The following is a 21,700-nucleotide window of genomic DNA, read 5'->3' on the forward strand; positions in this document are numbered from 1 at the left end:
TTCCGTGGTGACCAGCACAAAGCGCCGCATGCCCGACAGGCGCACCTATGTTCTCGACACCAGCGTCCTGCTGGCCGACCCGAACGCCCTGACCCGCTTCGACGAGCACGAAGTCGTGCTGCCCGTCGTCGTGGTGACGGAGCTGGAGGCCAAGCGGCACCATCCGGAGCTCGGCTACTTCGCCCGGCAGGCGCTGCGCCTGCTGGACGACTTCCGTATCCGGCACGGCCGCCTGGACGCCCCGATCCCGATCGGGGACCTGGGCGGCTCGCTGCGCGTCGAGCTCAACCATTCCGATCCCGGCGTGCTCCCGGCCGGCTACCGGTTGGGGGACAACGACTCACGGATTCTCGCCGTAGCACGCAACCTCCAGGCGGAGGGGTACGACGTCACCGTCGTCTCCAAGGACCTCCCGCTCAGGATCAAGGCCTCGTCGGTGGGGCTGCTCGCCGAGGAGTACCGCGCCGAGCTCGCCATCACGGACTCCGGCTGGACCGGCATGTCCGAACTGACCCTCTCCGGAGAGCAGGTGGACCTCCTCTTCGAGGAGGACCAGTTGTACGTCCCCGAGGCGGCCGACCTGCCCGTGCACACGGGCCTCACCATCCAGTCGGAGAAGGGCAAGGCGCTCGGCCGCGTCACGGCCGAGGGCAATGTCCGGCTCGTCCGCGGCGACCGCGAGGCGTTCGGCCTCAAGGGCAGGAGCGCCGAGCAGCGGGTCGCGCTCGATCTGCTCCTCGACCCGGCCGTCGGGATCGTCTCGATGGGCGGCCGCGCGGGCACCGGCAAGTCGGCGCTCGCGCTCTGCGCGGGCCTGGAGGCCGTCCTGGAGCGCAGGCAGCATCAGAAGGTGATGGTCTTCCGGCCGTTGTACGCGGTGGGCGGGCAGGAGCTCGGCTATCTGCCCGGCACCGAGGCCGAGAAGATGGGCCCCTGGGCGCAGGCGGTCTTCGACACGCTCGGCTCGGTGGCGGGCAAAGAGGTCATCGAGGAGGTCACGGCGCGCGGGATGCTCGAAGTGCTGCCGCTCACCCACATCCGCGGACGGTCGCTGCACGACGCGTTCGTGATCGTGGACGAGGCCCAGTCCCTGGAGCGGAACGTCCTGTTGACCGTTCTGTCCCGGATCGGGGCGAACTCCCGTGTCGTACTGACCCATGACGTGGCCCAGCGCGACAACCTCCGCGTGGGGCGGTACGACGGAGTGGTCGCCGTCGTGGAGAAGCTGAAGGGCCATCCGCTCTTCGCGCACGTCACGCTCACGCGCTCGGAGCGCTCGCAGATCGCGGCGCTGGTGACCGAAATGCTGGAGGACGGCCACATCTGACGCACATTGCACGGTGGTTGGCGCCGTCCGGCGAAGCGAGCGAGCCTAGCCGGGCGGCGTCGTCGCGTGTGCCTGTTTCCGGAAAACTCCTGGGGCAAACGGTGTGTGAGCTTTCCCACGCAACGGAGAATTGCCTTGCGCAGTCCGGCTGGGGCAGAGTCTGGGTCCTGTCAGGCCCCGCATGCGACACACGTGTACCCCCAGCGGTACGAGACAACAGAACTTCATAGTGACCGTCGCATGCCGCCCGAGCACCACGCGGCGCTCCCGTACCGGGAGTTGTCCACCGGGTCCGTGCCTCCCGTGACCGATCGACCAGCGGAGGCCAGCGCCAGGGGCACGATTGCGTCCGCGAGGTCACCTATGCGGGCGATGCTGGAAGGAAACCGTGTGAGCCGGATTTCGGTCCGGGGATTCGCCGTGGCTTCGGCCACCGCGGTCACCACCGTCGGCGCTGTCGTGGGTGTCGCCTCGGGCGACACCCAGCCCTCGAACCCGAACGACATCGAGGCAGCGGCAAGCGAAGCGACGCTCCTCGCAGACATACCCGCGGGTCAGCAGGCCCAGGTCCAGACCGCGTCCCTGACGCAGCAGGCCGACGCGCAGGCCATGGCCGCCGACACCGCCGCGAAGAAGACCGCCGCGGAGGAGGCCCGCAAGCAGGCCGCCGCCTCGGCGATCGAGAAGCAGAAGGCCGCGGAGAAGGCCGAGAAGGCGGAGGCCGCCCAGAAGGCCGCCGACAAGAAGGAGCGTGAGGAGAAGGCCGAGTCCAAGGCCAGCCGCTCCTCCGCCCGCGACGCCTCCAGCTTCGCGCCGCAGAGCTCTTACACGGTCGCTCAGGTCCAGGCGATGGCACGGCAGATGGTCCCCGGCGACCAGTTCCAGTGCTTCAGCAACATCGTCAACCACGAGTCCACGTGGAACTACAAGGCGCAGAACGCCTCTTCGGGTGCCTACGGCCTCGTCCAGGCGCTGCCCGGTTCCAAGATGGCCTCGGCGGGCGCCGACTGGCAGACCAACCCGGCCACGCAGATCAAGTGGGGCCTGAACTACATGAACGACCGCTACGGAAGCCCCTGCGGTGCCTGGAGCTTCTGGCAGGCGAACAACTGGTACTAGGCCCACGGACGGCCGTACCGCGCTCAACCTCGGGAGACCCCTCACCGTCCTACGGTGGGGGGTTTCTCCCGTGTACGGTCGGTGCGGACAGCTCCAGGGGGGAGTGGTGGGGAAAGACGGGGGAAGAGGACGGATCATGTCGCGAGTGCCAGGATGGTTCGACCGGCTCGGCGCCGGACTGAGCGGGGTGGGCGAGCGGTTGAACGAGCGGCGCGAGAAACACGCCGACCGGGACACCGACCCGGAGACCGACGAGCCGGGTGACGTCATCACCGGCGAACACGAGCAGGAGCACGTGCCTCCACCACCCGACTACGCGCCGGCCGTGTCGGCCAGACCCGACCCCGCGGCGGCCGTGCCGTGGGGGATGCGGGTCGCGGCCGAGGCCGGCTGGCGCCTCCTGATCCTCGCGGGCACGCTCTGGGTCCTGATGAAGGTCATCAGCGCGGTGCAGCTGGTGGTGCTCGCCTTCGTGGCGGCCCTGCTGATCACCGCGCTGCTCCAGCCCACGGTGGCCCGGCTCAGGAATCTCGGTCTGCCGCGCGGTCTGGCGACCGCGGTCACCGCGATCCTCGGCTTCGTCATCATGGGCCTGGTCGGCTGGTTCGTGGTCTGGCAGGTCATGGAGAACGCCGACGAGCTGTCGCGGCAGGTCCAGGACGGCATCGAGGACCTGCGCAAGTGGCTGCTGAACAGCCCCTTCCACGTGACCGAGGACCAGATCAACGACATCGCCAAGAGCCTGCGCGACGCGGTCGGCGCCAACACGGAGGAGCTCACCTCCGCGGGCCTCGAAGGCGTCACGGTCATCGTCGAGACGCTGACCGGCATCCTGCTCGCGATGTTCTCGACGCTCTTCCTGCTCTACGACGGCAAGCGCATCTGGCAGTGGTTCCTGAAGCTGGTGCCCGCCCAGGCGCGGCCCGGCATCGCGGGGGCGGGGCCGCGGGCCTGGCGCACGCTCACCGCCTATGTGCGCGGCACGGTGATAGTGGCCATGATCGACGCCATCTTCATCGGCCTCGGCATCTACTTCCTCGGGGTGCCGATGGCGGTGCCGCTCGCCGTCATCATCTTCCTGGCCTCGTTCGTGCCGCTGGTCGGCGCCGTGGTCTCCGGCGCCCTCGCGGTGGTCGTCGCGCTGGTCACACAGGGCGTCTTCACGGCCGTGATGGCGCTGGCCGTGGTCCTCGCCGTGCAGCAGATCGAGGGACACATCCTGCAGCCGTTCATCCTCGGCCGCGCGGTGCGCGTGCATCCGCTGGCGGTGATCCTCTCGGTCGCCGCGGGCGGCATGGTCGCCGGGATCGGCGGAGCGGTCGTGGCGGTGCCGCTGGTCGCCGTGACGAACACGGTCGTCGGTTATCTGCGGGCGTACTCCCGCGAGGCCGCTCTGAAGGCAGCACCCAAGCCGCAGCCGCAGGGCGCGACGGACGCGGCTGCGACGGACGCGGACGTCGCGGCGGGAGAGCCGCAGCAGTAGACGGGCAACGCAAAAGGGGCCCGGAACCACATGGTTCCGGGCCCCTTCTCGTACGACCTAGGCGAGGTGCGCCTCGGAGTCCAGCGTGACGCCCACGGCCTGGATGACCGCAGCGATCTTGAAGGCTTCCTGGATCGTCTCGCGGTCGACACCGGCCTTGCGCAGGACCTGCTCGTGCGAGTCCAGGCACTGGCCGCAGCCGTTGATCGCGGAGACCGCGAGGGACCACAGCTCGAAGTCGACCTTCTCGACGCCCGGGTTGCCGATGACGTTCATCCGCAGACCGGCGCGCATCGTCCCGTACTCCGGGTCGGAGAGCAGGTGACGCGTGCGGTAGAAGACGTTGTTCATCGCCATGACGGCCGCGGCCGACTTGGCGGCGGTGTACGCCTCGGGGGAGAGGTTCGCCTTCGCCTCGGGCTCCAGCTCGCGCAGCACCTTCGGGGAGCGGGACGCGATGGCGCAGGCCAGCACGGTGCCCCACAGCTGCTGCTGCGGCAGGTCGCTGTTGCCGATGACCGAGCCGAGGTTCAGCTTCAGGTCCTTGGCGTAGTCCGGTACGGCGGACTTCAGTTCGTCGAGTGCCATGTCAGAGGCTCCTGTTCACTCGCCGGAGAGCAGCGCGACCGGGTCGAGGGTCTCGTCGCCCTTGCTCCAGTTGCAGGGGCAGAGCTCGTCGGTCTGCAGGGCGTCGAGGACCCGGAGGACCTCCTTGGGGTTACGGCCCACGGAACCGGCGGTCACCATCGTGAACTGGATCTCGTTGTTCTGGTCGACGATGAAGACGGCGCGCTGCGCGAAGCCGTCCTCGCCCTCGATGCCGAGGTCACGCATGAGCTCGTGCTTCGAGTCGGCCAGCATCGGGAAGGGCAGGTCCGTCAGGTCCGGGTGGTCCTTGCGCCAGGCGTGGTGCACGAACTCGGAGTCGCCGGAGAAGCCGAGGATCTGGGCGTCACGGTCGGCGAACTCGTCGTTCAGCTTGCCGAAGGCCGCGATCTCGGTCGGGCACACGAAGGTGAAGTCCTTGGGCCACGCGAAAACGATCTTCCACTTGCCCTCGTAGGTCTTGTGGTTGATCTGCTCGAACTCCTTGCCCGTCTCCAGGGAGACACAGGCGGTCAGGTCGAACTCGGGGAACTTGTCACCGACAGTGAGCACACGTACTCCTTGCGCGAAGAGAGTCCCTTTTGGGGACTTTCCTGGGGGGTTGGACTGATGTCGATGGTGGCACAGGGTGCATTGATTAGGGAAATAGCTAGAGTGGGTCATGTTGATCGGAGGTAGCTATCAGTGCGAGCCATAAATAGGGGCAAGCAACCCAGTGGCAGACAGCCCAGCCTGGCGCAGCTCCGCGCCTTCGCCGCCGTGGCCGAGCATCTGCACTTCAGGGATGCCGCCGCGGCGATCGGAATGAGCCAGCCGGCGCTCTCCGGGGCCGTGGCCGCGCTGGAGGAGGCACTGGGTGTCCAGCTCCTGGAGCGGACCACGCGCAAGGTGCTGCTCTCGCCCGCAGGCGAGCGGCTCTCGGCGCGGGTCAACGCCGTCCTCGGTGAGGTCGAGGCGCTCATGGAGGAGGCCGACGCGGTCAAGGCGCCGTTCACGGGGGCGCTGCGGCTCGGGGTGATCCCGACCGTGGCGCCGTATCTGCTGCCGACCGTGATCGGCCTGGTCCACGAGAAGTATCCCGACCTCGACCTCCAGGTCCACGAGGAGCAGACGTCCTCGCTCATCGAGGGGCTCACCGCGGGGCGGCTCGACCTGCTGCTGCTCGCGGTGCCGCTCGGGGTGCCCGGCGTCACCGAACTCCCCCTCTTCGACGAGGACTTCGTCCTCGTCACACCCCTCGACCACTGGCTCGGCGGCCGTGAGGGCATTCCCCGCGAGGCGCTGAAGGAACTGAACCTGCTGCTCCTGGACGAGGGCCACTGTCTGCGTGACCAGGCTCTGGACATCTGCCGGGAGGCGGGGCGCGCCGACGCGCCCGTCACCACGACCGCCGCGGGGCTCTCCACGCTGGTCCAGCTGGTCGCCGGGGGACTTGGGGTGACGCTGTTGCCGCGGACGGCTGTGCGGGTGGAGACGAGCCGCAGCAATCAGCTGCTCACGGGGTACTTCGCGGATCCCGCGCCCACGCGGCGGATCGCGCTCGCGATGCGGAGCGGGGCGGCGCGGGGGGCGGAGTACGAGGAGTTGGCCTCCGCCTTGAAGGAGGCGGTCCGGCCCCTGCCGGTGCGGATCGTGTGAATCCGCGGGCCGGTGGGGGCCGGTCGCGCAACTCCCCGGGCCCCCGGAGGGGGCTACTCCGTGCGCAGGCCGTCCGGGCGCATCATGCGGCGGAGTGGCGGGAGGCTGAGCAGGGTCACCGCTGTGACCATTGCCGCGCCCGCGCCCGTCAGGGGGACGAACGACCACCAGTCCGTGACGCCCTTGCCGATCATGCGGGTCATGACCACGCCGAGGCCGAGGCCGCCCGCGATGGCCAGGGCGAGGCCCAGGGCCACCGGGATCGCCGTCTGCCACAGCAGTGACCACGCCATCGACGAGCGGCGCGTCCCGAACGCGGTCAGCGCGGCCAGCAGACGCTTGCGCTCGCGGAGTTGCTCGATCATCGACACCAGCATCGACGCGGCGATCAGCGCCATCGTGACGCTCGCACCGATCTGCAGGCCGCGCGCGATCGACGCGTACTGCTTGTCCCGGTCGACCGCCTTGAGCGAGTCGACGCCGAGGAACGGGCTGATGCGGGCCGCCGCGTTGCGTACGCGCTCGTCGGCGTCCGGCACCTTCGGGTCGAGCTTGACCCAGGACGCCGTCGCCGCGTCGTCCAGCATCGCGATGTCCACCGCGCCGGGCGTCGCGAAGATGCCGTCGAACTTCGTGCCGGACGGGTTGCGCCGGGCCTGAACCGTGGGCGAGTCCTTCGGCAGCGTCCACAGGACCGGCTTCGCCCCCTTGTTGAAGTCCGGGTCGGGCCCGACGTTGATCGGCTTGCCGGGGCGCGCGGTCTTGTCCAGCCAGGCGTTCTGCTCGCGGCTGCCCGTGTGCGAGACGAACGTGTCGCCGTCCTTGCAGGAGCCGATCCGCGCGAGCTCTCGCAGGGTCGCGCAGGTGCCGACGGTCAGTTCCGTGGTCGGCGTCATGCCGTCGACCTTCTTGCCGCCGGGCCGCGTGACGTACGCCTGCACGGTGCCGATGACCTTGGTGACGCCCTCGGTCCGGGCGAAGTCGTCGATCATCTGCTGGGCGAGGGGCCCGCTGCCGGTCATGCTGCGGACCGTGAGCTCGGCACGCGTGGGGTCCTGCCCCGTGACCTGGTTGAAGTCGTCGTGCATGGACGCGAACATCATCTGCAGCGCCACCGCGCCGGCCACCGCGACGGTGATCCCGCTGACCGCGCGGGACGCCGTGCCGGACGTCAACTGGAGCCTGCGGACGGCGAGCTGCCAGGGCACGGGACCGCCGCGCAGCCGTCCCACGGCCGCTTCGAGGAGCCAGGGCAGCAGCGCGCTGAGGCCGATCAGGGCGAGCGCCGAACCCACCGCGATCGCCGTCACGTTGACGGCGTCGTTGCCCATGTCGGCGTCGATGCGGCCGGAGAGGAGCAGGATGGCGATGCCGACGGTCGGCAGGACCAGCCGCCACCACAGGCGGCGCTTGCGCTGCTTGCCGCCCCTGACCACACCGAGCGGCTCGATGGCGACCGACCGCAGCGAGATCAGCGTCACCAGGACCGCGGACAGCGGCACCGCCACCGCGACCAGCGCCACCAGGCCGGGCGCGGGCACCATGTCGGACGGATACGCGCTGACGTTCGTCAGGTCGACCACGCCCACGAGCTCCCGCAGGAGCAGGAAGAGCACGGCCCCGGCCGCGAGCCCCAGCAGTGCTCCGAACAGCGCCTCGCCCGCGGCGATCCTGCGCACCGAGCGGGCGCTCGCGCCGACGAGGCGCAGCGCGGCGAGGCGCCGGTCGCGCCGGTCGCCGCCGAACCGGACCGCGGTCCCGATGAAGATCGCCACGGGGGTGAGCAGGACGACGCAGATCAGCACGACGAGTGCCATCAGGAACGGGTCGAGGGGCAGCGAGTCGTCCTGGCCGAAGCGCGCGACACGATGGGCGCCGTGCGCGGAGGTGAGCGGGTCGGCGCCCACGTAGTAGTAGAGCTCCAGCGGCGACATGAGCCCCGCCTCGCCGATCGTCCCGGCCTGGCGGTACTTGCCGAAGCGCTCCTTGAGCAGCGTGTTCGCCGGGTCGTCGAGCAGGTCGCGCAGCGCGGGCGAGACGACCATCTCGCCGGGGGCGGGCATCCTGTCGAGCCCCGGCGGCAGCACCGGGTGGTCGCCGTCGGCCTTCAGGAACCGGCCGGTCGCGGTGCGGCCGTGGAACTCGGTGCCGGTGTCGCGCACCATGATCGTCGTGTCGTCGGCCTTCGGCGGCTTGCCGTCCACCGAGGCGTACGGCGTGCGGGCGACCGACCGGTCGTCGCGGTTCTGCAGCATGTTCGGCACCGAGGCCGCGCCGAGCAGCAGGGCGACGCCGAGGCCGACGCCGACGGCGGTCAGGATCGTACGGATCCAGCCCTCGCGGCCACCGCCGGCCGCGAACCGTATGCCCATGCCGAGGTCGCGGGTCCAGGTGCTCATACGATCCGCTCCATGTCGCGGGAGCGGCCGTCGCGCACGATGATCTCGCGGTCGGAGTAGGCGGCGACGCGGGTCTCGTGGGTGACGAGGACGACGGCCGCGTTGGTGGAGCGGGCCGCGTCGGTCAGGAGCTCCATGACGCGCTCGCCGTTGAGCGAGTCGAGGGCGCCGGTCGGCTCGTCGGCGAAGATCACGCGCGGGCCGGTGGCGAGGGCGCGGGCCACGGCGACGCGCTGGCCCTGGCCGCCGGAGACCTCGCCCGGCCGCTTGGCGGCGACGTCGTCGACCTCCAGGCGCTCCATCCAGGTGCGGGCGGTGGCCTCGGCCTCCTTGCGCTTCGCGCCGTTCAGCCGCAGCGGGAGCGCGACGTTCTCGACGCAGGTGAGCTCGGGGACGAGCTGGCCGAACTGGAAGACGAACCCGAACTCGCTGCGGCGCAGCGCGCTCAGCTCCGCGTCCGACAGGCCGGTCAGGGAGCGGCCGTTGTACGTGATGGAGCCCTCGTCGGGACGGACGATCCCGGCGAGGCAGTGCAGCAGGGTCGACTTTCCGGAGCCGGAGGGACCCATGACGGCGACGACCTCGCCGGGGTGGATGGAGAAGCCCGCGCCGTCGAGCGCGGTGGTCGGGCCGTACGCCTTGCGGAGTCCGTGGGCCGCGAGAAGGGAACCTGCGGGGGTCATGCGGAGCGCACCTCCTGGGCGAGCTTGCCGAGTCGTGCGGCGGTCAGTTCGAGCCACCGCAGATCGGCTTCGAGGTGGAACAGCGCGTGGTCGCAGATGAGCTGGTCGGCGAGGTCGCCCTTGCGCTTGCGGTCGGTGAGGATGCGCATCAGGCGCAGGTGTTCGGCGCGCTGGACGTCGAGGAGTTCGGCGGCGTCGCGGTCGGTGAGGAGCGCGAGGACGACCTTGGTGTAGAGGGTCGACTGGAGGTAGGGCTCCGGCTTCTCCGGGGTGGCGAGCCACCGCTGGACATCGGTGATGCCGGCTTCGGTGATCGCGTACCGCTTGCGCTCGGGGCCGCCGCCCGCCTCTATCCCGTCGACCTCGACGAGACCGTTCTTCAGCAGCCGGGACATGGTCGAGTAGACCTGCCCGTAGTGCAGGGGCTTGTCGTGCCCGAACTTCTCGTCGAAGGCGCGCTTGAGGTCGTAGCCGTGCCGGGGGCCGGACTCCAGAAGTCCCAGAAGGGTGTGGCCAATGGACATGAGCAGCACTGTACATGGTGTGTATACGTGCGGTGTATACGCCCAGTGTAGAGATCGTATGTACGAGGAGTGGGCAACCATCGGGGGCCCGCGAACGTCGGTTCCTTAGGGGCAGGTGCTCATTGTCACGTCCGCAAAAGACCGGATCGGCAGGAGTTTGTCCCAGGGTGCGGTGTTAGCTTCATGAGCTGACTCGACGTACGCATGTTGACTAGACGGAAGCGGAGCACTCTCAGTCATGGGCCGAGCCGAAGAACGACAAGCGCGGCAGCGCGGTGCCCGCAGGGCAGCGCGCGGGCGCCCGTCCGGCGGGGGCAAGCCCAAGCGCACCGGTATACGCCGCTTCTTCACCTGGAAGAAGATCCTGGGGACGTTCTTCGGGTTCATCCTGCTCGGCATGGGCGCCTTCGTCGTGCTCTATCTGGTGATCGACATCCCCGAGGGCAATGCCGCGGCGAAGAGGCAGAGCAACGTCTACAAGTACAGCGACGGGACGATCCTGGCGAGGGACGGCAAGGTCAACCGCGAGATCGTCGACCTCGACAAGGTGCCCGAGGAGGTCCAGAAGACCTTCGTCGCCGCCGAGAACAAGTCCTTCTACAAGGACCAGGGCGTCGACTTCAAGGGCACGGCGCGCGGCGTCCTCAACACGCTGACCGGCAAGGGCAAGCAGGGTGGCTCGACGATCACCCAGCAGTACGTGAAGAACTACTACCTCACGCAGGACCAGACGGTCAGCCGCAAGCTGAAGGAACTGGTCATCTCGCTGAAGGTGGACCGCGAGAAGAGCAAGGACGACATCCTCGCGGGCTACATCAACACCAGCTACTACGGCCGCGACGCCTATGGCATCCAGGCCGCCGCCCAGGCCTACTACGGCGTCGACGCCAAGAAGCTGACGGTCGACCAGGGCGCCTACCTCGCCGCCCTGCTCCAGGCCCCCAGCCAGTACGACTGGCAGGCCGCGAGCCCGACCGGCAGGAAGCTCGTCAAGGCCCGCTGGAACTACGTCCTCGACAACATGGTCGAGGAGGGCTGGCTGGACTCCGGCAAGCGCGAGGGGATGCAGTTCCCCGTGCCGGACGACCCCAAGGCGCCGCCCGGCCGTGAGGGCCAGATCGGCTACCTCGTGGAGGAGGCCAAGCGGGAGGTCCTGCGCAACAGCGGCCTCAGCGAGGCCGAGTTCGCGGCCGGCGGTTACACGATCACGCTGAACATCGACCCCAAGAAGCAGAAGCAGCTCGAGAAGGCCGTCGACAGGAAGCTGAACGACCGGCTCGACCGCAAGAACAACAAGGCGGACGCGCGGGTCCAGGCGGGCGCCGCGTCCGTCGACCCCAAGACGGGCAAGGTCCTCGCCATGTACGGCGGCGTGGACTACGTGAAGCACTACACGAACAACGCCACGCGCCGCGACTACCAGTCCGCCTCCACCTTCAAGCCGCTGATCCTCGCCGCGGCCCTGGAGAACGGCTCCAGGACGCAGGAGGGCCTGCCGATCACCGCGAGCACCGTCTACGACGGCACCAGCGAGCGGCCGGTCAAGGGCGGCGATGTCGCGTTCGCACCGCCCAACGAGGACGACGTCAGCTACGGACCCGTCACCGTCCAGAAGGCGATGAACAAGTCCGTCAACTCCGTCTTCGCGCAGATGGGCGTGGACGTCGGGATGCCCAAGGTGATGGAGACGGCCGGCAAGCTCGGCATGGACGTCAAGGGACTGCCCGCCGTGCCCGCCCAGACCCTCGGCTCCATGGGCGCGAGCCCGCTGGAGATGGCGGGCGTGTACGCGACGCTCGACAACCACGGCAAGAAGGTCACCCCGGCCCTGGTCGGCTCCATCGAGCACAAGGACCGCACGGTCGACCTGCCGGACCCGATCGGCGACCAGGTCGTCCAGCGCGGCACCGCCGACTCGGTCACCTCGGTCCTGACCGGCGTGGTCGACGACGGCACCGGCAGCGAGGTCCGCAACCCCTCGCAGGACGTCGCAGGCAAGACCGGTACCTCCGACGACAACAAGTCGGCCTGGTTCACCGGCTACACGCCGAAGCTGGTCACCTCCGTGGGCCTCTTCGGCGAGGGAGCGGCCAACACCAAGGAAGCGGGCAACCAGGTGTCGATGAAGGGCGCGGGCGGCCGTGCCCGCGTCGACGGCGGCAGCTTCCCGGCCCAGATATGGGCCGCGTTCACCTTCGACGCGATGGGCTCGCCGAGCTCGTTCGACCTCGACACGAACATGGGCGCCGCCATCGCGCCGGTCCCGGACCCGTCGTCGCAGGCCCCGAAGGACCCGTCGAGCACGCCGACGAAGCCGGAGGACGACGAGGAGCCGTCCAAGGAGCCGTCGAAGACGCCGTCCCCGACGAAGTCGTCGACGTCGCCGACCCCGACCCCGACGCCGACGCCGACCAGGACGACGCCGACGCCGAGCGCCGACCCGGACCCGACGGACAGCGACGGGCCCCCGGACCCGGAGGACGGCCGGCCGGGCAGGGACTGATCCGTGCACGAGAGGCGCCCCGGACCACCATGGTCCGGGGCGCCTCTCGTCTGCGCGGTCCTCGGCTCAGTTCCGGTTCAGCTCGAACCAGACCACCTTGCCGGTGCTCAGCCGGGTGGCGCCCCAGCGCCGCGCCATCTTGTTGACCAGGTACAGGCCGCGGCCGCCCTCGTCCGTGGCGCGCGCCTGGCGCAGCCGGGGCAGCTGCGGCACGTCGTCGCCGACCTCGCAGCGCAGCACGTCGGTGCGGAGCAGCCGCAGCGTGATCGGCCGCGACGCGTACCGCACGGCGTTCGTCACGACCTCGCTGACGAGCAGCTCCACCGAGTCGGTCAGCTCCTCCAGGCCCCAGCGCACCAGCGCGCTGCGGGCGAGCCTGCGGGCGCGGGACGGTGTCGCGTTCTCCGGTTCGAGGAACCAGTACGCGACGTCGCTCGGCGCGATCCCGTCGAAGCGGGCGGCGAGCAGCGCGATGTCGTCGTCCCGGTCGCCCGGGCCGAGCATGTCGAGCACCTCGTCGCAGAGCGCCTCCAGGGGCGGCGGATGGTCCGGTCCCGTCAACTGGGCGGTGGCCGCGAGCCGTTCCCGCAGCTGCTCTATGCCGGTCCACACGTCGCGCAGCCGGGACTCGACGAGCCCGTCCGTGTACAGGAGCAGGGTGGCGCCCGCGGGGGCGTCGAGCTCCACGGCCTCGAAGTCGACGCCGCCCACGCCGATGGGGGCGCCCGGCGGCACCCGGAGCACCTCGGCGCGGCCGCCCAGGTGCAGCAGGACGGGCGGCGGGTGGCCCGCGTTGGCGATGGTGATGCGGTGCGAGACCGGGTCGTAGACCGCGTACAGACAGGTCGCCATGCGGTCGGAGCCGAGCCGCTGGGCCTGCTCGTCCAGGTGGTGCAGGACCTCCTGGGGCGGCAGGTCGAGCCCGGCCAGGGTCTGCGCGGTCGTCCGCAGCTGGCCCATGATGGCGGCCGACGTCATGGAGTGCCCCATGACGTCACCCACGACCAGCGCTACGCGGCTGCCGGGCAGTGGGATCGCGTCGTACCAGTCGCCGCCGACCCGGGCCGTCTCGGCGGCCGGGAGATAGCGGGAGGCGAGCCGCACGCCGGTGGGGCGGGGCAGCGTCTCGGGGAGCATGGTGCGCTGCAGCTCGTCGGCGATGTACGCCTCGCGGCCGTACAGGACGGCCTTGTCGATGCCGAGCGCGCTGTGGGTGGCCAGCTGGGCGGCGACGAGCAGGTCGTCCGTCTCGAACGCGGGCCGGTCCGGGCGGCGCAGGAACACGGCCGCGCCGATCACCCTGCGGCGGCCCCGCAGCGGCGCGAGGATGCCCCGCTGACCGCCCGGCAGGGTGCGCCCCTCGCCGAGCAGTTCGGGCAGCGCGGCGCGGGCCGCCGCCGAGTCCGTGAAGACCGGGCGCACCCCGCGCAGCACCTCGGCGAGCGCGCCGCCGGGGCGCACCTCGCACAGCTCGGCACTGCCCATCACGTCGGTGATGTCGGACTGCACGACCTGGAGTGCGGGCAGCGTCGTGCCGCCGCTCTCGGTGTCCGGGTCCTCGGTGCCCTCCTCGATGGAGCGCAGCCGGTCGGAGCGGCGCAGGCGCAGGACCAGCGGGCCCGTGGGCCGCTCGTCGCCGACGGGCAGCGGGTCGCGCAGATAGACCAGGATCGCGTCGGAGAACGTCGGTACCGTCGCCCGGCAGAGCCCCATCACGATCTCGTCGAGGTCTATGCCGCGGGCGATGCGCCGGGTCGCGGCGCCCACGAAGCGCAGCCGGTCGCCGTCGCGCCGCATCGCCACCGGGCCCGCACCCGGGGGCCGCGGCTGCCCGGAGCGCCGCTCCGCACCGTCCGGCGGGCCGAGGGGCCGGGCAGGCGCGTGTCCCGGCTGCGTCGGCACACCGCCCTCGGGCGCGGGGCGCGGCCGGTGCGGGTCGGGTTCGGCGGCCGAGGACTGGGAGTGCTCGCCGGACGGCGGCACATGGGCGCCCGAGGACGCGTCACCTCCCGGCGGTTCGGGGGAACGCAGCAGCGCCCCGCGGGGATCCGCGGGGGCGGTCGGCCGGGCAGCTGGTGCCTTGCGACCCTCGTGGGGGGTGAGGTGCTCCGTCACGCGTTTCGAATCCGTCCGTCCGGGGCTGCGCGGGCGTGCGCGCCGTCCAGCGTTGCACGTTGCTCAGCCGCGTCGGCAGTGCAGAAAGACCTGGTGCTCGGGTGGTACGTCGGTGCTCGCGGGGGCGTACGAATACGTGTCCTCGCCGGTGATCTCGAAGCCCGCGTCCCGCACGACCTGCCGCAGTTCGTCCCGCAGGTAACCCGATACCCGGATTGTGTGCCCCAGGAACGGAATCGCCGCGTCGTCCAGGTCGGCCTCGACCATGGACAGCTCCATCAGGCCTCCCGGCACCAGCAGCCCGTGCAGCAGCCGCAGCGCCTCGGGGATCTCGGCACGCGGCAGCATCAGGAGGGCGAAGAAGCACGCGACACCGTCGAACCGGCCGACACCGTCCGGCCCTTCGGCCCGCAGGTCGGCGATGTCGAGCTGCCGGAACTCGGCTGCCGGGACGTTCTTTCCCGCCAGGTCCAGCATGCCCGTCGAGATGTCCGTGCCGAGCACCGAGTGGCCGGATTCAGCCAGCTGGCGGGCGGTCGGCAGGCCGGTGCCGCAGCCCACGTCGAGGACGCGGGAGCCGGGCGGGAGCGCCGCGGCGAGCCGGCGGCCCGCGGCCAGCTGGCCCTCCTTGTGCGGGAAGGCCCTGTCGTACTGCTGCCCGATGGCGTCAAAGGCCTCGGCCTGACCTCTGCGGTCCTCGCTCACGTTCTGCCGCCCCTCGATGACGTCCTGTCAGGCACCGCGCAGACCCACGGAGTTGCTGTTGTGCGCCCTTGCGGAGGACGATCCTACGTTTGAACCACAGGGGCGCATCAAGGGTCTCACGACGAGACATGCGCGGGCGTACGGTCCCAGTCATCCGGAAGGGGCGGTACGACCCAGGACGGATCGGGACGCCAGTGCTGCCAGCCGTCCGAAAACGGCGCCCCCCACTCGGCGATCACGTCGAGCGCGGCCCGGCCGGCGGCGCGTACGTCAGCGGCCTTTTCCGCGTCCATCAGGCCCACCCTGCGGGCCTGCGCGAACTCGTCCTCGTCGTGCCAGCGCCAGCTGCGGTCCGGGCGCACGGAGATGTCCAGAAAGTGATCCTCGGAGTCGACTCCGCCGGCCCACCGGGCGCGCGGCTCCTCCAGGTTCACGTACCAGTTCTTGAACTGCCATCCCGGGTCCCAGAACAGCCAGACCGACCAGGGGTCGCCGGGCCGCGCGAGCTTGAGGACGCCGGTGCCGGCCCAGTGGTCCCTGCGGACGGCGCGCGGCTTGGTGTAGCGGGTGGCGAGCGGCTCGCGGTGCAGGGGCGTCCCGTCGGCGATCACCGGCTTCACGCACGGGGTGCCGGGCGCCATCCACACGGCGAGCAACTCGTCCGTGTCCCTGACGACGGTGACGGGGCGGCAGATGTGCACCCGATGGCCGGAGTTCTCCCGGTAACGCCACAGGATGTGGTCCCCGGGCGCCCACCGCACCACCCCGCCACCGGCCGCAGTCTTCCCGTCCAGGTCTGTCATGCACAGATACTAGACGCTGCCCTTGTGCCCGCTGTGGGCAAACGTGCCGCAGGGCGGCGCTCAGGGATGCGTCATGCGCAAGACGTCCAGCGCCTCGTCCAGCTGCTCCAGGGAGAGGTCGCCCCGGTCCACGTACCCCGCTTCAAGGACGACCTCACGAATAGTCTTCCGCTCGGCCAACGACCGCTTCGCGACCTTCGCCGCCTCCTCGTACCCGATGTACTTGTTCAGCGGTGTCACGACGGACGGCGACGACTCGGCGTACTCCCGGGCCCGCTCGCGGTTCGCGGTGATGCCGTCGACGGTCCGGTCGGCGAGCAGCCGGGACACGTTGGCGAGCAGCCGGATGGACTCCAGGACGTTCTTGGCGATGACCGGGAGCATGACGTTCAGCTCGAAGTTGCCCGCCGCGCCCGCCGCCGCGACCGTCGCGTCGTTGCCGGTGACCTGCGCGGCGACCATCAGCGCGGCCTCCGGGATGACCGGGTTCACCTTGCCGGGCATGATCGACGAACCGGGCTGGAGGTCCGGCAGATTGATCTCGGCGAGGCCGGTGCGCGGACCGGAGGCCATCCACCGCAGATCGTTCGCGATCTTCGTCAGGCCGACGCCGATCGTCCGCAGCTGCCCGCTCGTCTCGACGATGCCGTCGCGCGCGCCCTGCGCCTCGAAGTGGTCGCGCGCCTCGGTGAGCGGCAGCCCCGTGGCCCGTGCGACCTCGGCGATGACGGCCGCCGAGAAGCCGGGCGGGGTGTTGATGCCGGTGCCCACGGCCGTGCCGCCGAGGGGGAGTTCCGCGAGCCGGGGGAGCGAGGCGCGCAGCCGCTCGACGCCGTACCGCACCTGGGCCGCGTAACCGCCGAACTCCTGGCCGAGCGTGACCGGCGTCGCGTCCATGAGGTGCGTGCGCCCGGACTTCACGACGTCCGCGAACTCCTCGGCCTTGCGCTCCAGGGCGGCGGCGAGGTGCTCCAGGGCGGGGATCAGGTCGCCGCTGACCGCGCCCGTCGCCGCGATGTGGATCGAGGACGGGAAGACGTCGTTCGAGGACTGCGAGGCGTTGACGTGGTCGTTGGGGTGGACGTCCCGGCCGAGCCGCTCCGTCGCGAGGGTGGCGAGCACCTCGTTGGTGTTCATGTTGGAGGAGGTGCCGGAGCCGGTCTGGAAGACGTCCACGGGGAAGTGGTCGTCCCAGCGTCCGTCGGCGACCTCGGCCGCCGCGTCCGCGATCGCTCCGGCGATGTCCTTGTCGAGCACCCCGAGCTCCGCGTTGACCTTGGCGGCGGCCGCCTTGATCCGTGCGAGGGCGGCGATGTGGGCACGCTCCAGGACCTGCCCGGAAATGGGGAAGTTCTCCACCGCGCGCTGGGTCTGGGCACGCCACTTGGCGTGTGCGGGGACCCGCACCTCGCCCATGGAGTCGTGCTCGGTCCGGTACTCGCCGGTGCTGGTGCCGGTGCCGATCCCGGAGCTGCCGGTGCGGTCGTCGCTGGCGTCGCTGGTCATGCCCTTGAACCTACCTCTCCACTCAAACCCCGTGAAAAGTTGAGCACTTGTCTTGTTCCAGGTATTCCCAAGCCTGCTACCCACCAGTAAAACCCTGGGTAACACCACACCGGGGAGGCGCAATGGAGCGCATCAGACACAGTGGCCGAAAAGGCGGCCGTGGGCGCCTGCGATGTTCGTTCGCGGCGGCGGTCGCGATGACGGCCATGCTCGGCACGGCGGCGGCCGTACCCGCGCAGGCGGCGGACGGGAGCGACGCGCGGGCGACCGCCGCCACCCCGCTGCCGCCCGAGCTGGAGAAGATCCGGGCGGCGGAGGCCACCAAGCTGTACGGCAGCCCGGCCGAGCGCCCCATGGCCGACCGCAAGACCGGCCTGATCTCGCTCGGCGACAGCGAGATCTCCGGCGAGGGCGTCGGCACCTACGAACCGGGCACCGACGGCCCCGACAACTGGTGCCACCGCTCGCCGGACGCCGCGATCCACCGCACCGGTATCCCGGCCGACGTCACGTACAACGTCGCCTGCTCGGGCGCGCAGACCGTCAACATCAGGATCGGCGGCCAGAAGCAGTACGCCGACGAGCTGGTCCAGAGCGACAACCTCGCCGTCAAGGCGCGCAACACGAAGATCAAGACGATCCTGCTCGTCATCGGCGCCAACGACGACCTGCAGTTCGCCCCGGTGATGACGGACTGCGTCACCCGCTATCTGCTCAGCCAGGGCCCCTGCGCCGGCAAGTACGAGGGCGGCTGGCAGGCGCGCGTCGACGCCCTCGTGCCCAAGGTCGAGCAGTCCATCCGCGACCTGAAGACCGTCATGAGGGACGCGGGCTACCAGGAGGGCGACTACAAGCTCGTCACCATGGGCTACCCGAGCCCGATAGGCCCGGACTTCCGCGACAACCCGAAGTTCCCCGGCAAGCTCGCCTGCGGCGGCCTCGGCTACGACTCCGACACCGAGTGGGGCCGCAACACCGCGGTGCCCGCCTTCGAGACCGGCATGCGCAGGGCCGCCCGGAACGCGGGCGCGACCTACCTCGACAACTCGCGCCTCTTCCACGGCCACGAGGTCTGCATGGAGGACACCTGGGCACGCGGCCTCTACGTGGACGTGACCAACCCGTTCCCGCCGGACTCCAACTCGGTGCGCCAGTCCTTCCACCCCAACGCCCGCGGCCACGCCGCCTTCGCGTCCTGCCTCACCCAGATCCACAACTCCGGAGCGCGTGAGGCCAGTTGCGCGGACCCGGCGAGCACGGGCAGCCCGAAGCTGTACGAGCTGGCGTGGGACGACGTGTTCAAGCCCCTGAAGAACGAGGCCACCGGAACCTGCGTCGACGTCGACGCCTCGAAGAGCCGCAACGGCACGAAGGTCCAGGGCTGGGACTGCACGGGCAATCGCAACCAGACGTGGTGGTACGACAGGGAGCGCGGGTCCCTGCACACCGGGCTGACCCAGGACCGGTGCCTGGACGTGCCCGACGGCGCCTACAAGGAAGGCGCCGCCGTCGTCCTGTGGAACTGCCACGGGGGTGGCAACCAGAAGTTCGTCCGGGAGACCGGGACGGTGCGGCCCGCTGCTGCGAGTGAGCTGTGTCTGACCCTTGCGGGGGGCAAGGAGCCGGTGCGGCTCCAGAAATGCACGGGGGCGGCGAACCAGCGGTTCGCCTAGGAGCCTGACTCCGCGGGAACTGCGCGTCCATTCGCTGCGGGCGCGTCGTGACTGGTCGCGCAGTTCCCCGCGCCCGTGACGGGGCGCGCCCCGTACTACGCCAGACCCGGGCCCCGCACCGGGATGTGCGTGAACGTCGGCTCGGGGGCCGGGTTCTGGAAGAAGTCGTTGCCCTTGTCGTCGACGACGATGAAGGCCGGGAAGTCCTCGACCTCGATCTTCCAGACCGCCTCCATGCCGAGCTCCTCGTACTCGACGACCTCGACCTTCTTGATGCAGTCCTGCGCGAGGCGCGCGGCCGGGCCGCCGATCGAGCCGAGGTAGAAGCCGCCGTGCGCGTCACAGGCGTCGGTGACCTGCTGGGAACGGTTGCCCTTGGCGAGCATCACCTTGGAGCCGCCCGCCGCCTGGAACTGCTCTACGTAGGAGTCCATCCGGCCTGCCGTCGTCGGGCCGAAGGAGCCCGACGCGTAACCCTCGGGGGTCTTCGCGGGACCGGCGTAGTACACCGGGTGGTCCTTCAGGTACTGCGGCATCTCCTCGCCCGCGTCGAGCCGCTCCTTGATCTTGGCGTGCGCGATGTCGCGGGCCACGACGAGCGGGCCGGTGAGGGAGAGGCGGGTCTTCACCGGGTGCTTGGTGAGCTCGGCGAGGATCGCGTCCATCGGCTGGTTGAGGTCGATCTTGACGACGTCCGCAGCCTCGTCGAGGTGCTCGTCGGTGGTCTCCGGGAGGAAGCGCGCCGGGTCCGTCTCCAGCTGCTCAAGGAAGACGCCCTCGGCGGTGATCTTCGCGGTGGCCTGGCGGTCGGCCGAGCAGGAGACGGCGATCGCGACGGGCAGCGAGGCGCCGTGGCGCGGCAGGCGCACCACGCGCACGTCGTGACAGAAGTACTTGCCGCCGAACTGCGCGCCGATGCCGATCTTCTGCGTCAGCTCGAAGACCTTCTCCTCGAGCTCCTTGTCCCGGAAGCCGTGACCGGTCGGGGAGCCCTCGGAGGGCAGCTCGTCCAGGTAGTGCGCGGAGGCGTACTTCGCGGTCTTCAGGGCGAACTCGGCGCTGGTGCCGCCGACGACGATCGCCAGGTGGTAGGGCGGGCACGCCGCCGTACCGAGGGAGCGGATCTTCTCCTCCAGGAACTTCATCATGGAGGCCTCGTTCAGGACGGCCTTCGTCTCCTGGTAGAGGAACGACTTGTTGGCGGAGCCGCCGCCCTTGGCCATGAAGAGGAACTTGTAGGCGCCGCCGTCCGTCGCGTACAGCTCGATCTGCGCCGGGAGGTTGGAGCCGGTGTTCTTCTCCTCCCACATGGTGAGGGGAGCCATCTGCGAGTAGCGCAGGTTCAGCTTCGTGTACGCGTCGTAGATGCCCTTGGAGAGCGCCTTCTCGTCCTCACCTTCGGTGAGGACGTTCTGGCCGCGCTTGCCCATGACGATGGCCGTGCCGGTGTCCTGGCACATGGGGAGCACGCCGGCGGCCGCGATGTTCGCGTTCTTCAGCAGGTCGAGCGCCACGAACTTGTCGTTGGACGACGCCTCGGGGTCGTCGACGATGCGCCGCAGCTGGGCCAGGTGCGCGGGCCGCAGGTAGTGCTGGATGTCGTGGATGGCCTCGGCGGCGAGCTTGCGCAGCGCCTCCGGGGCGACCTTGAGGAACGTCCGCCCGTCGGCCTCGAAGGTGGAGACACCCTCGGAGGTCACCAGCCGGTACGGGGTGGTGTCCTCTCCCAGGGGAAGCAGATCGGAGTACTGAAACTCTGGCATTTCGGCCATTCCTCACTCGGCAGACAGCGGCGCGGCCTCCATTGGCGACGCGCCAACCAGCGTAGAACGCGCGTGCCGGACCGTTCCTGTGAGGTAAGGCTCAGTAGCGGTTCAAGCGCACATCGCGCTCGGGCGGCGATAGTCGCGATACAGGGCTAGTCGCGATCTATCGCGTTTGGGTACGCTGCTCGCGTGGACCTCGAAAAGCAGCCTCCAGTGCTCCGCGCATCCGACGCCGACCGGGACCGCACGGCGGACATCCTCCGCGACGCCCTGGCCGAGGGACGCCTGACCGCCGAGGAGCATTCCGAGCGGATCGACGGGGTCTACCGTGCCAAGACCACGGCCGAGCTGCGGCCGCTGATCAGCGACCTGCCCGCGGCGCACGAGGGGACGCACACCCCGGGGCGGGCCCCGGAGCCCGCGCCGGCCAGGCCGTCCCCCGGAGTCGTCCCGCCGGTCGCGGACGAGAACCTCGTCGCGGTGCTCAGCGGCTCCGTGCGCAGGGGCCGCTGGCGCGTGGCCCGCCGCACCCATGCGTACGCGATCCTCGGCAGCGTCGAGATCGACCTGAGCGAGGCGATATTCGAGCAGCGCCAGGTGGTCATCAAGGCCGTCGCGCTCTTCGGCTCGGTCGAGATCCGCGTCCCGGAGAACGTGTCGCTGCGCGGCAGCGGCACCGGCGTCCTCGGCAGCTTCGAGGTGGACACGCTCGACTCCCCGGACCAGGACGCCCCCGTCGTCTATGTGGACGGCTTCGCGGTCCTGGGCAGCATCGAGGCACGGCCCCGGCGCGGCAAGCTCGTCCGCGACCTGCACCGGCGCATGCGCAAGCACCTCGGACACTGAGCCG

Annotated in this window: 17 protein-coding genes; 7 read left to right on the top strand and 10 right to left on the bottom strand. The window is 70.3% G+C overall.

Annotated features, from left to right (window positions below):
- Nucleotides 1–4: 4 nt before the first annotated feature.
- From ACZ56E_RS08635 to ACZ56E_RS08645, 3 genes are all read left to right on the top strand, one after another.
- Nucleotides 5–1,327, top strand: a complete 1,323-nt coding sequence (locus ACZ56E_RS08635) for a PhoH family protein (protein WP_471212433.1) — start codon at nucleotides 5–7, stop codon at nucleotides 1,325–1,327.
- 390 nt (nucleotides 1,328–1,717) lie between these two features.
- Entirely contained in the window at nucleotides 1,718–2,446 is a 729-nt protein-coding gene (locus ACZ56E_RS08640; RefSeq protein WP_468604996.1) for an aggregation-promoting factor C-terminal-like domain-containing protein, read from the top strand.
- A 136-nt stretch (nucleotides 2,447–2,582) separates the two neighbouring features.
- Nucleotides 2,583–3,929, top strand: coding sequence for an AI-2E family transporter (locus ACZ56E_RS08645; RefSeq protein ID WP_471212436.1), 1,347 nt, complete (start codon nucleotides 2,583–2,585; stop codon nucleotides 3,927–3,929).
- Nucleotides 3,930–3,986: 57 nt separating this feature from the next.
- On the opposite strand, the gene ACZ56E_RS08650 is transcribed toward ACZ56E_RS08645, so the two are convergent.
- Nucleotides 3,987–4,517: an alkyl hydroperoxide reductase gene (locus tag ACZ56E_RS08650; protein WP_030562721.1), complete on the bottom strand. Its 531-nt coding sequence runs from the start codon at nucleotides 4,515–4,517 to the stop codon at nucleotides 3,987–3,989.
- A 15-nt stretch (nucleotides 4,518–4,532) separates the two neighbouring features.
- Complete coding sequence (locus ACZ56E_RS08655) at nucleotides 4,533–5,087, bottom strand: peroxiredoxin (RefSeq protein WP_468605000.1); 555 nt, start codon at nucleotides 5,085–5,087, stop codon at nucleotides 4,533–4,535.
- A 132-nt stretch (nucleotides 5,088–5,219) separates the two neighbouring features.
- On the opposite strand from ACZ56E_RS08655, the gene ACZ56E_RS08660 reads away from it, so the two are divergent.
- Nucleotides 5,220–6,173: a LysR substrate-binding domain-containing protein gene (locus ACZ56E_RS08660; RefSeq protein ID WP_471212439.1), complete on the top strand. Its 954-nt coding sequence runs from the start codon at nucleotides 5,220–5,222 to the stop codon at nucleotides 6,171–6,173.
- Between the two features lie 53 nt (nucleotides 6,174–6,226).
- On the opposite strand, the gene ACZ56E_RS08665 is transcribed toward ACZ56E_RS08660, so the two are convergent.
- Genes ACZ56E_RS08665 through ACZ56E_RS08675 form a run of 3 tightly spaced genes read right to left on the bottom strand, consistent with a single transcriptional unit; the run spans nucleotide 6,227 to nucleotide 9,779 of the window.
- A complete protein-coding gene (locus ACZ56E_RS08665; protein WP_471212442.1) occupies nucleotides 6,227–8,572 on the bottom strand; it encodes an FtsX-like permease family protein in 2,346 nt (781 codons plus the stop codon).
- Complete coding sequence (locus ACZ56E_RS08670) at nucleotides 8,569–9,255, bottom strand: ABC transporter ATP-binding protein (RefSeq protein WP_468605006.1); 687 nt, start codon at nucleotides 9,253–9,255, stop codon at nucleotides 8,569–8,571. Before ACZ56E_RS08670 ends, ACZ56E_RS08665 begins: the two co-directional genes overlap by 4 nt.
- Nucleotides 9,252–9,779, bottom strand: coding sequence for a PadR family transcriptional regulator (locus ACZ56E_RS08675; RefSeq protein ID WP_268773229.1), 528 nt, complete (start codon nucleotides 9,777–9,779; stop codon nucleotides 9,252–9,254). The genes ACZ56E_RS08670 and ACZ56E_RS08675 overlap by 4 nt, the downstream gene beginning before the upstream one ends.
- Nucleotides 9,780–10,017: 238 nt before the next feature.
- Between ACZ56E_RS08675 and ACZ56E_RS08680 the strand changes: the two genes are divergently transcribed.
- A complete protein-coding gene (locus tag ACZ56E_RS08680; RefSeq protein WP_471212446.1) occupies nucleotides 10,018–12,282 on the top strand; it encodes a transglycosylase domain-containing protein in 2,265 nt (754 codons plus the stop codon).
- Between the two features lie 66 nt (nucleotides 12,283–12,348).
- On the opposite strand, the gene ACZ56E_RS08685 is transcribed toward ACZ56E_RS08680, so the two are convergent.
- The 4 genes from ACZ56E_RS08685 to ACZ56E_RS08700 form a co-directional block, all read right to left on the bottom strand.
- Entirely contained in the window at nucleotides 12,349–14,397 is a 2,049-nt protein-coding gene (locus tag ACZ56E_RS08685) for an ATP-binding SpoIIE family protein phosphatase (RefSeq protein ID WP_471212449.1), read from the bottom strand.
- A 63-nt stretch (nucleotides 14,398–14,460) separates the two neighbouring features.
- Entirely contained in the window at nucleotides 14,461–15,102 is a 642-nt protein-coding gene (locus tag ACZ56E_RS08690; RefSeq protein ID WP_468605011.1) for a class I SAM-dependent DNA methyltransferase, read from the bottom strand.
- A 116-nt stretch (nucleotides 15,103–15,218) separates the two neighbouring features.
- Nucleotides 15,219–15,905: a cytidylyl-2-hydroxypropylphosphonate hydrolase gene (fomD, locus tag ACZ56E_RS08695; protein ID WP_471212453.1), complete on the bottom strand. Its 687-nt coding sequence runs from the start codon at nucleotides 15,903–15,905 to the stop codon at nucleotides 15,219–15,221.
- 60 nt (nucleotides 15,906–15,965) lie between these two features.
- Nucleotides 15,966–17,411, bottom strand: coding sequence for a class II fumarate hydratase (locus tag ACZ56E_RS08700; RefSeq protein ID WP_471212455.1), 1,446 nt, complete (start codon nucleotides 17,409–17,411; stop codon nucleotides 15,966–15,968).
- A gap of 122 nt (nucleotides 17,412–17,533) precedes the next feature.
- On the opposite strand from ACZ56E_RS08700, the gene ACZ56E_RS08705 reads away from it, so the two are divergent.
- On the top strand, nucleotides 17,534–19,084 hold the full coding sequence (locus tag ACZ56E_RS08705) for a ricin-type beta-trefoil lectin domain protein (protein WP_471212457.1): 1,551 nt from the start codon (nucleotides 17,534–17,536) through the stop codon (nucleotides 19,082–19,084).
- 95 nt (nucleotides 19,085–19,179) lie between these two features.
- Here ACZ56E_RS08705 and ACZ56E_RS08710 read toward each other — a convergent pair whose 3' ends face one another.
- Nucleotides 19,180–20,847, bottom strand: coding sequence for a fumarate hydratase (locus ACZ56E_RS08710; RefSeq protein WP_471212459.1), 1,668 nt, complete (start codon nucleotides 20,845–20,847; stop codon nucleotides 19,180–19,182).
- Nucleotides 20,848–21,039: 192 nt separating this feature from the next.
- Here ACZ56E_RS08710 and ACZ56E_RS08715 point away from each other — a divergent pair, with 192 nt between their 5' ends.
- Nucleotides 21,040–21,696, top strand: a complete 657-nt coding sequence (locus tag ACZ56E_RS08715) for a DUF1707 SHOCT-like domain-containing protein (protein ID WP_471212462.1) — start codon at nucleotides 21,040–21,042, stop codon at nucleotides 21,694–21,696.
- Nucleotides 21,697–21,700: the final 4 nt, after the last annotated feature.

It is taken from the genome of Streptomyces sp. NPDC039480, assembly GCF_055597165.1.

Coding starts and splice junctions, on each gene's coding strand:
- ACZ56E_RS08645 (WP_471212436.1), top strand. CDS start 2,583: ATGTCGCGAGTGCCAGGATGGTTCGACCGGCTCGGCGCCGGACTGAGC.
- ACZ56E_RS08650 (WP_030562721.1), bottom strand. CDS start 4,517: ATGGCACTCGACGAACTGAAGTCCGCCGTACCGGACTACGCCAAGGAC.
- ACZ56E_RS08665 (WP_471212442.1), bottom strand. CDS start 8,572: ATGAGCACCTGGACCCGCGACCTCGGCATGGGCATACGGTTCGCGGCC.
- ACZ56E_RS08670 (WP_468605006.1), bottom strand. CDS start 9,255: ATGACCCCCGCAGGTTCCCTTCTCGCGGCCCACGGACTCCGCAAGGCG.
- ACZ56E_RS08675 (WP_268773229.1), bottom strand. CDS start 9,779: ATGTCCATTGGCCACACCCTTCTGGGACTTCTGGAGTCCGGCCCCCGG.
- ACZ56E_RS08680 (WP_471212446.1), top strand. CDS start 10,018: ATGGGCCGAGCCGAAGAACGACAAGCGCGGCAGCGCGGTGCCCGCAGG.
- fomD (WP_471212453.1), bottom strand. CDS start 15,905: ATGACAGACCTGGACGGGAAGACTGCGGCCGGTGGCGGGGTGGTGCGG.
- ACZ56E_RS08700 (WP_471212455.1), bottom strand. CDS start 17,411: ATGACCAGCGACGCCAGCGACGACCGCACCGGCAGCTCCGGGATCGGC.
- ACZ56E_RS08705 (WP_471212457.1), top strand. CDS start 17,534: ATGGAGCGCATCAGACACAGTGGCCGAAAAGGCGGCCGTGGGCGCCTG.
- ACZ56E_RS08710 (WP_471212459.1), bottom strand. CDS start 20,847: ATGCCAGAGTTTCAGTACTCCGATCTGCTTCCCCTGGGAGAGGACACC.